Here is a 10,430-nt window from a genome sequence, read left to right as displayed (position 1 = left end):
TGACTCATTAAGGTGGCTCCTACCCGTGATCCCCAGGCAATGCACCTTATCATGTCACTTTTCAGGTAGCCCCTGCGGCTGCCGACGCCACCTGAAAGCGTTCATGTGAAGTACTTTGCCGAATTATCGCTGCGGTAAATACTGCAGCGGGTTGACGGATTTCCCCTTGTAACGAATTTCAAAATGCAAACGTGTCGAACTTGTTCCTGTGCTACCCATGGTAGCGATTTTCTGCCCCGCCTTGATATCTTGTTGCTCTTTTACCAGCATCGTATCGTTATGAGCGTAAGCACTCAGGTAATCATCGTTGTGTTTGATGATAATAAGATTACCGTAACCGCGCAGTGCGTTACCGGCATAGACGACGCGCCCATCGGCGGTTGCGACGATTGCCTGTCCTTTACTGCCCGCAATATCGATACCTTTATTGCCACCGTCGGTGCCGCTAAAGTTTTCGATAATCTTGCCGTCAGTTGGCCAGCGCCAGGAAGAAATTGGCGAACTGGTTGATGTACTGCTGGCAGTCGGTACGGTTGTGCTCGCAGTTGGTGCCGTTACAGGCGCTGTGACGGTAGTCGTCGCAGGCTTGTTATTAGGCAACATTTTGTTAGCACTTTGTTCACCTGAATCCTCAGAATACGTAATTGTGGTAGTCGACGCAACAGCTCCGGTTGAATTTTGTGCAGGTTTTGAGACTAATCCGGAATTTCCGCTACTGGTCTGCGCACTGGCCACAGCGACAGGGTTATTGCCGGTAATCGGCTGGCCTGAAGCATTACCGACCTGCAGCACCTGGCCGACGTTCAACGCGTAAGGCGCGGCCACATTGTTACGCTGCGCAAGGTCGCGGAAATCGTTGCCGGTCACCCAGGCAATATAGAACAGCGTGTCACCGTGTTTCACCGTATAGGTGCTGCCGCCAGCGTAGCTGCCCTTTGGAATATCACCGTATTTGCGGTTATAGACGATATGGCCATTTTCCATTTGCACAGGTTGCTGCGCGACCGGCTGAACCACGCGCTGCTGCGGTTGAATTTGCTGCGTCTGAACCGGTTGAATCTGAGGTGTTGACTGTGCCGTGCTGCCCATTTTCGGCGGCGGCGTAATCAGCATGCCGGAGCTCGTGCTGCCAGAGCCGTTACTGTTGCTATTGACGGAGCTAACTGGCGCTGGCGCATTATTCGATGAAGAACAACCGGCCAGCCAAAGTGAAATCAGTGACAATGCCACTACACGATTAACGGTAAATTTAGGGCTTCCCGCGCTCATTTATCCCCCAGGAATAGGTTAACTGCCAGTGACTTAATACCGCGCAACGCACGTCATGAACACTGGAAAACGTGTTCACCATACGCTGAATCGGGCCGAAAACCCTCAGAAAAATCCGGGTCTCAGGCCAGTTCCCCCTTCACCAGAGGGACGAAGCGAACGGCCTCGACGGTATCAATAATAAATTCGCCTCCCCGTCGATGAACGCGTTTCAGATACTGCTGATCATCGCCCACGGGTAACACGAGAATGCCGTCGTCATCCAGTTGCGACATTAACGCAACCGGAATCTCCGGCGGAGCCGCCGTCACGATAATGGCGTCAAACGGGGCGCGAGCCTGCCACCCCTGCCAGCCATCGCCATGACGGGTAGATACATTATGCAAATCAAGCTGCTTTAGGCGACGCCTTGCGTGCCATTGCAAACTTTTTATCCGCTCAACCGAGCAGACGTGATGCACCAGATGCGCCAGAATCGCCGTCTGATAGCCCGAGCCGGTGCCGATCTCCAGCACCCGAGACTCTGGCGTCAGCTCCAGTAATTCAGTCATGCGCGCCACCATATAAGGTTGCGAAATGGTTTGTCCCATCCCGATAGGCAGCGCTACGTTTTCCCACGCACTGTGTTCAAACGCTTCATCGATAAACTTTTCGCGCGGTACCTGCGCCAGGGCATCAAGCACTCGCTCATCGCGAATGCCAAGCTGGTGAAGCTGGTCCAACAGACTCTGGATGCGTTTACTGACTACCATTGCGCGTCAACCCTCACCTGCTCCAGCCACTCGGAGACCACCTCATGCGCGCTATGCGCGGTAAGATCCACGTGCAGCGGAGTCACCGAAACGTAGCCAGCGTCAACGGCCGCAAAATCCGTATCCGGCCCCGCATCACACCGATCGCCCGGCGGGCCAATCCAATACAGCGTATTTCCGCGCGGATCCTGCTGCGGAATCACTTTATCCGCTGGGTGACGACTGCCGCAGCGCGTCACGCGAATCCCTTTGATGTGATCAAGGGGCAGATCGGGGACGTTCACGTTCAGAATACGCCCGGTGCGCAGCGGCTCGCGGGCCAGCGCCCGCAGCAAAGAACAGGTCACGGCGGCGGCCGTATCATAGTGCTGATGGCCGTTTAATGAGACGGCCAGCGCCGGAAAGCCTAAATGGCGGCCTTCCATTGCGGCCGCAACCGTGCCGGAATAGATAACATCATCGCCCAAATTGGGTCCGGCATTAATTCCGGAAACCACAATATCCGGACGCGGACGCATGAGCGCATTGACGCCCAGGTAGACACAATCCGTCGGTGTGCCCATCTGTACGGCAATGTCGCCATTATCGAAGGTGGAGGTACGAAGCGAAGATTCCAGGGTCAGCGAGTTTGATGCGCCACTGCGGTTACGATCGGGTGCAACGACCTGAACCTCGGCAAATTCCCGTAAGGCTCTGGCCAACGCCTGAATTCCTGGCGCATGAATCCCGTCATCGTTACTCAGCAATATTCGCATAATCACCTGTTGTATTGATAAGTTCCCTTACCACGCTGGTTGCAAAGCTGCCTGCGGGGAGCCAGAAACGCAGTTCGACGGTGACGTCGTCCCACCAGTTCCAGCTCATCTGCTGCGGATAAAGCAGCATCGCACGGCGAGCAGCCTCAACTTTTTCGCGCTCCAGCAGAGATTGCAGCGCGATTTCTTCAGCCAGCACGGCTTTTTCAAATTCCAGCGCATCGCGCTGAGTTCCCCAGTCGCCGCTACCCGGCAGCGCTGCGGTAATCATCAATTCACGCGCATCGACGCGAGCCTGCAAGGTTGCCTGCTCTTCAACGCTGGCAACAAACCAGCTACCGCGCCCGGATAATTGTAGCGCATCGCCGTCAACAACTTGATTAAAGTCCGGTTTTTTTAGGCGTTCACTCACAATCTGATTAAACAACGCGCTGCGGGCCGCCGACAACCAAAAACTGCGTTTATTACGATCGCGAACCGGTGCTCCGCTTTCCGCCCAGCGCAGCGCGCCAAGCAGGTTGCTGCCGCCAATCCCAAAGCGCTGAGCGCCAAAGTAGTTAGGCACACCGCGTTCAACAATCGCCTGTAAACGGGCTTCGACGTCATCGCGCCCTTTCACTTCACGCAGCACCAGTGTGAACTGGTTGCCTTTCAGCGCCCCTAAACGCAGCTTACGCTTATGGCGTGCATATTCCAGTACCTGGCAACCTTCCAACTGAAACTGGGTTAAGTCCGGCATCTCTTTGCCTGGGACACGCGCGCACAGCCACTGTTCGGTCACCGCATGCTTATCTTTTTGTCCGGCAAAGCTCACTTCCCGGGCATGTATTTTAAGGAATTTAGCGAGCGCATCAGCAACAAATCGCGTGTTGCAGCCGTTTTTAAGAATGCGGACCAGAATATGTTCGCCTTCGCCGTCCGGTTCAAAACCCAAGTCTTCAACCACGAGGAAATCTTCTGGATTTGCCTTCAACAGGCCCGAGCTCTGTGGCTGGCCATGCAACCAGGTCAATTTATCAAACGCAATCATGACGTCGCCTTATTCAGCAGCGCGACCGCTTCGCAGGCAATGCCTTCGCCACGGCCTGTGAAGCCGAGCTTCTCGGTGGTGGTGGCTTTAACGTTGACATCATCCATATGGCAGCCGAGATCTTCGGCAATAAACACGCGCATTTGCGGAATGTGTGGCAGCATTTTCGGCGCCTGAGCGATGATGGTGACATCAACGTTACCCAGGGTATACCCTTTGGCCTGCACCCGTTTCCAGGCTTCACGCAGCAATGCGCGGCTGTCCGCACCTTTGAAGGCCGGATCGGTATCCGGGAACAGTTTGCCGATATCACCCAGCGCCGCGGCGCCCAGCAGTGCATCGGTCAGCGCGTGCAGCGCAACGTCGCCGTCGGAGTGCGCCAGCAGCCCTTTTTCATACGGGATACGTACGCCGCCAATGATAATCGGGCCTTCGCCGCCAAAGGCGTGTACATCAAAACCGTGTCCAATTCGCATTATGCTTTCTCCGGGTTACCCGTACGGGTGAGGTAAAATTCAGCAAGCGCCAGGTCTTCCGGGCGAGTGACTTTAATATTATCAGCGCGTCCGGCAATCAACTCGGGGTGAAAGCCGCAATATTCGAGGGCTGACGCTTCGTCAGTGATCGTCGCCCCTTCATTCAGCGCGCGCGTTAAGCACTCAAGCAGCAGCTCGCGTGGGAAAAACTGGGGCGTTAGCGCGTGCCATAAATCGTTACGATCGACCGTATGGGCAATCGCCGTTTTGCCGGGTTCAGCGCGTTTCATCGTATCGCGCACCGGGGCGGCGAGAATACCGCCAACGCGGCTGGTTTCGCTCAAGCTTAACAAACGCGCTAAATCGTCCTGATGCAGACACGGGCGGGCCGCGTCATGCACCAGAACCCATTGCGCATCGGCGGCCGCATGCAGCCCTGCTAGCACGGAGTCAGCGCGTTCAGCGCCACCGTCAACGACGGTAATCTGCGGATGTTGGGCAAGTGGGAGCTGCTGGAAGCGTTCGTCTCCGGGAGAGACGGCGATAATCACCCGCTGAACGCGCGCATTCGCCAGCAGCGCATCCACCGAGTGTTCAAGAATCGTTTTGTTACCGATTGAGAGATATTGTTTGGGGCAATCCGTTTGCATGCGGCGGCCAAATCCGGCTGCCGGCACCACGGCGCATACGCCCGGAAAAGTTACGGCCATGTCGTCATCCTGGAACTGATTATCGATTAGTTTGCGTTTGCCCCGCACTCTGGTTGCGTTTGGACGCATCCGGTACCAGGCGATAAAACGTTTCGCCCGGACGGGTCATGCTCAGTTCATTACGAGCACGTTCTTCGATAGCTTCCTGGCCGCCGTTAAGGTCATCAATTTCGGCGAAAAGCTGATCGTTGCGCGCTTTTAATTTTGCGTTGGTGGCCTGTTGAACAGACACATCGTCGTTGACCCGGCTGAAGTCATGAAGACCATTTTTACCGAACCATAAGGAATATTGTAGCCAGACCAGCAAAGCCAGTAATAGCAGCGTTAATTTACCCATCCTGCCCCCTGAAAAACGGCACTATCATCCCATAACTTGCCGTCATACTCCACTCCGGCCGCAGGTGATACTGCATATCGCCGGAAATGTACCACATTTCACGTGCGCTAAGGCATGTCTTGTCACGGCCAAACCGGCGCTGAGCGTCTAATACAACCGTATTAACTCATAATCCACATAAATAACAAACCGCAGAGCACGGCGACCGTCGCCAGGGTTGTCACAATGGTATAACCCAGTTTGCCTTTGACCAGGGAATGAAAGGCGACCCCGATGACCACCGCAACAGGCATCAGCGCCAGAAAGAAAGGCCACGTGTACAGAAAGAAGAATAGCGTGTTATTGCCATAGTGCAGATAGGGGATACCCAGCGCCATCAACCACGCAACAAAGCCCACAAAGGCCCCTGACAAAGACCATGTGGTCTCATCATACGCGGGGGCCAGTGACTCTGTTTGGGTCACGTTGAGGTTCTGAGTATTACGCATAAATAATCCTGTTAGGCCGGAGTAAACCAACTCCGGCACCTTTTCAGGATCTGATAATATCGCTCTGTCTCAGTAGATCTAATAATTGCGCAACCAAATTTGTTACTAATTGTTCACCATCGAGATGAATTGCTGGCTGCTCTGGTGATTCATATGCTGAATCAATCCCGGTGAAATTCCGCAGCTCGCCGGCCCGCGCTTTTTTATATAAACCTTTCGGATCGCGCGCTTCGCAGGTCGCAAGAGAGGTATCCACAAAGATCTCAAAGAAACGATCGCTCCCAACCCGTTCACGCACCATCTGACGTTCTGCGCGATGCGGCGAAATAAAGGCGGTCAGCACCACTAATCCGGCATCCACCATCAGTTTCGCCACTTCGCCCACGCGGCGAATATTTTCTTTACGATCGCCGTCGGTGAACCCGAGATCGCTGCACAGGCCATGGCGAACGTTATCGCCATCCAGCAAATAGGTGCTGACACCAAGCTGGTGCAGCGCCTCTTCCAGTGCCCCAGCGACGGTCGATTTCCCCGAGCCCGAAAGCCCGGTGAACCACAGCACAACTCCACGGTGACCGTGGAGTTGTTCACGCTGCTGCGCGGTAACGGGATGGGCGTGCCAGACGACGTTTTCGTCATGCTGAGCCATTATTTCCCTCCCAGCAAATCGCGCGCGCCCCAGTGTGGGAAGTGCTTGCGGACCAGCGCGTTAAGTTCCAGCTCAAAAGCGCTGAACTCAGACGCCACGCCAGCTTCCTCGGTATTCGGCTCACGCACCATACCGGCACCGACGGTGACGTTGGTTAAACGGTCGATAAAGATAAGGCCACCGGTCACCGGATTTTCCTGATATTTATCAAGCACCAGCGGCTCATCAAAAGTGAGATCCACCAGGCCAATCCCGTTGAGCGGTAGCGCGTCAACTTCGCGCTGGGTCAGGTTGTTGATATCCACCTGATACTGAATGCCGTCCACGCGAGCGCGGGTTTTCTTACCCGCAACCTTAATGTCGTAGCTTTGTCCGGCGGACAGTGGTTGCTCCGCCATCCATACCACGTCCACCGAGGCGCGCTGCACCGAAGGTAAAGTATCCTGCGCATCCAGTAGCAAATCGCCGCGGCTGATGTCGATTTCGTCTTTAAGAACCAGCGTCACCGCTTCACCGGCGGCGGCTTCCTGCAGATCGCCGTCGAACGTCACAATACGCGCAATGCTGGACTCAACGCCCGATGGCAGCACTTTAATGCGCTGCCCCACCTTCACGCTGCCAGAAGCAACGGTACCGGAGAAGCCGCGGAAATCAAGGTTTGGACGGTTGACGTACTGCACCGGGAAGCGCATTGGCTGAGTTTCAACCGTACGACGAATCGCTACGGTTTCCAGCACTTCCAGCAGCGTTGGGCCGCTGTACCACGGGATATTCGCACTTTGGCTCGCCACGTTATCGCCTTCCAGCGCCGAAAGCGGCACAAAGCGAATATCCAGGTTCCCCGGCAGCTGTTCTGCGAAGGTCAGATACTCTTCGCGAATGGTGTTAAAGGTCTCTTCGCTGTAGCCGACGAGATCCATTTTGTTAATCGCCACCACCAGGTGTTTGATACCCAGCAGCGTCGAGATAAAGCTGTGACGACGGGTCTGATCCAGCACGCCTTTACGCGCATCAATAAGCAGGATCGCCAGATCGCAGGTGGAGGCACCGGTCGCCATGTTACGGGTGTACTGCTCATGCCCCGGGGTGTCGGCAATTATAAATTTACGCTTTTCGGTAGAGAAATAGCGATAGGCCACATCGATGGTAATGCCCTGCTCGCGCTCGGCCTGCAAACCATCCACCAGCAGCGCCAGATCGAGCTTCTCGCCCTGGGTACCATGACGTTTACTGTCGTTGTGCAGCGATGACAGCTGATCTTCATAAATCTGTCGGGTGTCGTGCAGCAGACGGCCAATCAGCGTACTTTTGCCGTCATCCACGCTGCCGCAGGTCAAAAAGCGCAGCAGGCTTTTGTGCTGCTGGGCGTGCAGATACGCTTCAACCCCGCCTTCATCAGCGATTTGTTGTGCAATAGTGGTATTCATGGCGGCTCCTTAGAAATAACCCTGACGTTTTTTAAGCTCCATGGAGCCTGCCTGATCGCGGTCAATCATGCGTCCCTGACGTTCACTGGTGGTGGAAACCAGCATCTCTTCGATGATTTCCGGCAGCGTCTGCGCGTCAGACTCTACCGCGCCGGTCAACGGCCAGCATCCCAGGGTACGGAAACGCACCATGCGTTTTTTGATAACTTCACCCGGCTGCAAATCAATCCGGTCGTCATCGATCATCATCAACATACCGTCACGTTCCAGAACCGGACGTTCGGCAGCCAGGTACAGAGGAACGATCTCAATGTTTTCCAGGTAGATGTACTGCCAGATATCCAGCTCGGTCCAGTTAGACAGCGGGAAGACGCGGATGCTTTCGCCTTTATTAATCTGGCCGTTGTAGTTATGCCACAGTTCCGGACGCTGGTTTTTTGGGTCCCAGCGATGGAAGCGATCGCGGAAGGAGTAGATACGCTCTTTGGCGCGCGATTTCTCTTCATCGCGGCGCGCGCCCCCGAAGGCGGCGTCAAAGCCGTATTTATTCAGCGCCTGCTTCAGCCCTTCAGTTTTCATAATGTCAGTATGCTTGGCGCTACCGTGCACGAATGGGTTAATCCCCATCGCCACCCCTTCTGGGTTTTTGTGCACCAACAGCTCACAGCCGTAGGCCTTCGCCGTGCGATCGCGGAATTCGTACATTTCACGGAATTTCCAGCCGGTATCCACGTGCAGCAACGGGAACGGTAACGTGCCTGGGTAAAACGCCTTGCGCGCCAGATGCAGCATTACGCTGGAATCTTTCCCGATGGAGTACATCATCACCGGATTAGAGAATTCGGCGGCCACCTCACGGATAATATGGATGCTTTCCGCCTCCAGTTGCCGCAGGTGAGTAAGTCGTTTTTGGTCCATAACCATTCCTTAAGCCTGATTCATCGCATGTCTGTTGTGTGTTGGGGCTTGATAGCGTCGTCAGCACGTTTTGTTTGTTGTTGCGGTCGTGGTGCTACAACTCGCTAACAATCAGCAATAGAGGGACTATAGGGGGAGGCTCAGACCAAATGAAATTACGAAAAGGAATGAGTTGTTACTGAAAGGAATAACGGGATAGAAAAACAAATATCAAAAAGTGCTTAACGCGCTATTTTTCCGGCATTTAAGAGCATTTGAAATTGTGTAATGAAAAGCACGGTTTCATACTAGGCGCGTCTATTTTTTTGCTCTGTTGTAAGGATTACCTATGTTCTCCGCACTGCGCCACTGCATGGCAGCCCTGGCGCTCGGCGTATGTATTACCCTCCCGGTACATGCGGCAACCGCCTCGCTGGGCTCCATCGCCAATACTCAAGCTCGTTATATCGCCACCTATTTCCCCGGCCGCATCACCGGTACGCCAGCTGAAATGCTTTCAGCTGACTACATCCGTCAGCAGTTTGCTCAAATGGGCTACCAGAGCGATATCCGTACCTTCAGCAGCCGTTATATCTATACCAGCAAAGATAACCGTAAGAACTGGCATAACATCACCGGAAGCACCGTGATTGCAGCGCATGAAGGCAAGTCCAGCCAGCAAATTATCGTCATGGCGCATCTTGATACCTACGCCCCCCGCAGCGACAGTGACGTAGAAAAAAATCTCGGCGGCCTGACTCTGCAAGGTATCGATGATAACGCGATGGGTCTCGGCGTGATGCTGGAGCTGGCCGAACGTTTTAAAAATATTCCTACGGAATATGGTATCCGCTTTATCGCCACCAGCGGTGAAGAGGAAGGGAAACTGGGCGCAGAGAATTTGTTAAAACGCATGAGCAGCGCCGAGAAGAAAAATACGCTGTTGGTCATTAACCTCGATAATCTGGTCGTGGGTGACAAAATCTACTTTAACAGCGGCGTGAAAACACCGGCATCAGTGCGTAAGGTAACCCGCGATCGTGCGCTCACTATCGCCCGCAGCAGAGGCATCGCCGCGGCAACCAATCCAGGGCTCAATCCACAGTATCCGCAGGGTACCGGCTGCTGTAATGATGCCGACGTGTTTGATAAAGCGGGGATCCCGGTGCTTTCCGTCGAAGCAACCAACTGGTCGCTGGGTAAAAAAGATGGCTTCCAGCAGCGGGCCAAAAGCGCCAGCTTCCCGGATGGCACGAGCTGGCACAACGCCCATCTCGACAACCAGCAATATCTTGATAAAGCGCTGCCGGGCCGCATTGAACGCCGCAGTCGCGAAGTGGTTCGGGTGATGATGCCGCTAATGCAAGAGCTGGCAAAAGCAGAAAAACGCAGCTAGTCCTTAAGATGGGTGCTGAGGATAAAGCTAAACAGTCAATACGCGGGGAGCTCTCCCCGCGTGATGGCGACTTCTTCGGTTCGTAAGCGAGAATAGCTTTAAACTCCATACCCCGCTCCCGGATACTCAATTCGCACAGCGAATCGCGCACCATCAGCGTGAATCCTAATGCCGTTGCGCACAGCACAATGATTGCCACCAGGGCGTACTTTGTCAGCATATCTGTCAACGCAAAGCAGAAGTG

General features: G+C 54.5%; 12 protein-coding genes and 1 pseudogene. 1 reads left to right on the top strand and 12 read right to left on the bottom strand.

All coding sequences use genetic code 11. The features are described from left to right. Positions 1 to 123 precede the first annotated feature (123 nt). From nlpD to cysD, 11 genes are all read right to left on the bottom strand, one after another. Positions 124 to 1,215, bottom strand: coding sequence for a murein hydrolase activator NlpD (gene nlpD / locus KCR01S_RS13305; protein WP_233269662.1), 1,092 nt, complete (start codon positions 1,213 to 1,215; stop codon positions 124 to 126). 176 nt (positions 1,216 to 1,391) lie between these two features. After that, on the bottom strand, positions 1,392 to 2,021 hold the full coding sequence (locus KCR01S_RS13300; RefSeq protein WP_061283202.1) for a protein-L-isoaspartate(D-aspartate) O-methyltransferase: 630 nt from the start codon (positions 2,019 to 2,021) through the stop codon (positions 1,392 to 1,394). Next, on the bottom strand, positions 2,015 to 2,776 hold the full coding sequence (surE, locus tag KCR01S_RS13295) for a 5'/3'-nucleotidase SurE (protein ID WP_061283201.1): 762 nt from the start codon (positions 2,774 to 2,776) through the stop codon (positions 2,015 to 2,017). Before surE ends, KCR01S_RS13300 begins: the two co-directional genes overlap by 7 nt. Further along, on the bottom strand, positions 2,757 to 3,806 hold the full coding sequence (gene truD / locus KCR01S_RS13290) for a tRNA pseudouridine(13) synthase TruD (protein WP_061283200.1): 1,050 nt from the start codon (positions 3,804 to 3,806) through the stop codon (positions 2,757 to 2,759). Before truD ends, surE begins: the two co-directional genes overlap by 20 nt. After that, positions 3,803 to 4,282: a 2-C-methyl-D-erythritol 2,4-cyclodiphosphate synthase gene (ispF, locus tag KCR01S_RS13285; RefSeq protein ID WP_061283199.1), complete on the bottom strand. Its 480-nt coding sequence runs from the start codon at positions 4,280 to 4,282 to the stop codon at positions 3,803 to 3,805. The genes truD and ispF overlap by 4 nt, the downstream gene beginning before the upstream one ends. Then, on the bottom strand, positions 4,282 to 4,992 hold the full coding sequence (ispD, locus tag KCR01S_RS13280) for a 2-C-methyl-D-erythritol 4-phosphate cytidylyltransferase (protein WP_061283198.1): 711 nt from the start codon (positions 4,990 to 4,992) through the stop codon (positions 4,282 to 4,284). The genes ispF and ispD overlap by 1 nt, the downstream gene beginning before the upstream one ends. A gap of 19 nt (positions 4,993 to 5,011) precedes the next feature. Beyond that, positions 5,012 to 5,329: a cell division protein FtsB gene (ftsB, locus tag KCR01S_RS13275; protein WP_061283197.1), complete on the bottom strand. Its 318-nt coding sequence runs from the start codon at positions 5,327 to 5,329 to the stop codon at positions 5,012 to 5,014. A gap of 161 nt (positions 5,330 to 5,490) precedes the next feature. Then, a complete protein-coding gene (locus tag KCR01S_RS13270) occupies positions 5,491 to 5,817 on the bottom strand; it encodes a DUF3561 family protein (RefSeq protein WP_061283196.1) in 327 nt (108 codons plus the stop codon). Positions 5,818 to 5,860: 43 nt separating this feature from the next. Beyond that, the gene (gene cysC, locus KCR01S_RS13265; RefSeq protein ID WP_061283195.1) at positions 5,861 to 6,466 is read right to left on the bottom strand and encodes an adenylyl-sulfate kinase; all 606 of its coding nucleotides are present in this window, start codon (positions 6,464 to 6,466) and stop codon (positions 5,861 to 5,863) included. Then, positions 6,466 to 7,893 carry a sulfate adenylyltransferase subunit CysN gene (cysN, locus tag KCR01S_RS13260; protein ID WP_061283194.1) on the bottom strand — a complete coding sequence of 476 codons (1,428 nt, stop codon included), beginning with the start codon at positions 7,891 to 7,893 and terminating at the stop codon, positions 6,466 to 6,468. Before cysN ends, cysC begins: the two co-directional genes overlap by 1 nt. A 9-nt stretch (positions 7,894 to 7,902) precedes the next feature. Further along, on the bottom strand, positions 7,903 to 8,811 hold the full coding sequence (cysD, locus tag KCR01S_RS13255) for a sulfate adenylyltransferase subunit CysD (protein WP_061283193.1): 909 nt from the start codon (positions 8,809 to 8,811) through the stop codon (positions 7,903 to 7,905). A gap of 328 nt (positions 8,812 to 9,139) precedes the next feature. Between cysD and KCR01S_RS13250 the strand changes: the two genes are divergently transcribed. Beyond that, entirely contained in the window at positions 9,140 to 10,186 is a 1,047-nt protein-coding gene (locus tag KCR01S_RS13250) for an aminopeptidase (protein WP_061283192.1), read from the top strand. A gap of 70 nt (positions 10,187 to 10,256) precedes the next feature. On the opposite strand, the pseudogene KCR01S_RS24230 reads toward KCR01S_RS13250, so the two are convergent. Continuing rightward, a pseudogene (locus tag KCR01S_RS24230) lies at positions 10,257 to 10,406 on the bottom strand (Hok/Gef family protein); the annotation flags it as partial. Positions 10,407 to 10,430: the final 24 nt, after the last annotated feature.

This window comes from Kluyvera cryocrescens NBRC 102467, from assembly GCF_001571285.1.
GTDB lineage: Bacteria > Pseudomonadota > Gammaproteobacteria > Enterobacterales > Enterobacteriaceae > Kluyvera > Kluyvera cryocrescens.
This window is presented reverse-complemented; position numbering and strand designations above follow the sequence as displayed.

Bases quoted from the DNA above. Each gene is read 5' to 3' on its own strand.
- KCR01S_RS13250 (WP_061283192.1), top strand. From the start codon at position 9,140: ATGTTCTCCGCACTGCGCCACTGCATGGCAGCCCTGGCGCTCGGCGTA.
- cysC (WP_061283195.1), bottom strand. From the start codon at position 6,466: ATGGCTCAGCATGACGAAAACGTCGTCTGGCACGCCCATCCCGTTACC.
- cysN (WP_061283194.1), bottom strand. From the start codon at position 7,893: ATGAATACCACTATTGCACAACAAATCGCTGATGAAGGCGGGGTTGAA.
- truD (WP_061283200.1), bottom strand. From the start codon at position 3,806: ATGATTGCGTTTGATAAATTGACCTGGTTGCATGGCCAGCCACAGAGC.
- KCR01S_RS13300 (WP_061283202.1), bottom strand. From the start codon at position 2,021: ATGGTAGTCAGTAAACGCATCCAGAGTCTGTTGGACCAGCTTCACCAG.
- ftsB (WP_061283197.1), bottom strand. From the start codon at position 5,329: ATGGGTAAATTAACGCTGCTATTACTGGCTTTGCTGGTCTGGCTACAA.
- ispF (WP_061283199.1), bottom strand. From the start codon at position 4,282: ATGCGAATTGGACACGGTTTTGATGTACACGCCTTTGGCGGCGAAGGC.
- ispD (WP_061283198.1), bottom strand. From the start codon at position 4,992: ATGGCCGTAACTTTTCCGGGCGTATGCGCCGTGGTGCCGGCAGCCGGA.
- cysD (WP_061283193.1), bottom strand. From the start codon at position 8,811: ATGGACCAAAAACGACTTACTCACCTGCGGCAACTGGAGGCGGAAAGC.
- KCR01S_RS13270 (WP_061283196.1), bottom strand. From the start codon at position 5,817: ATGCGTAATACTCAGAACCTCAACGTGACCCAAACAGAGTCACTGGCC.
- surE (WP_061283201.1), bottom strand. From the start codon at position 2,776: ATGCGAATATTGCTGAGTAACGATGACGGGATTCATGCGCCAGGAATT.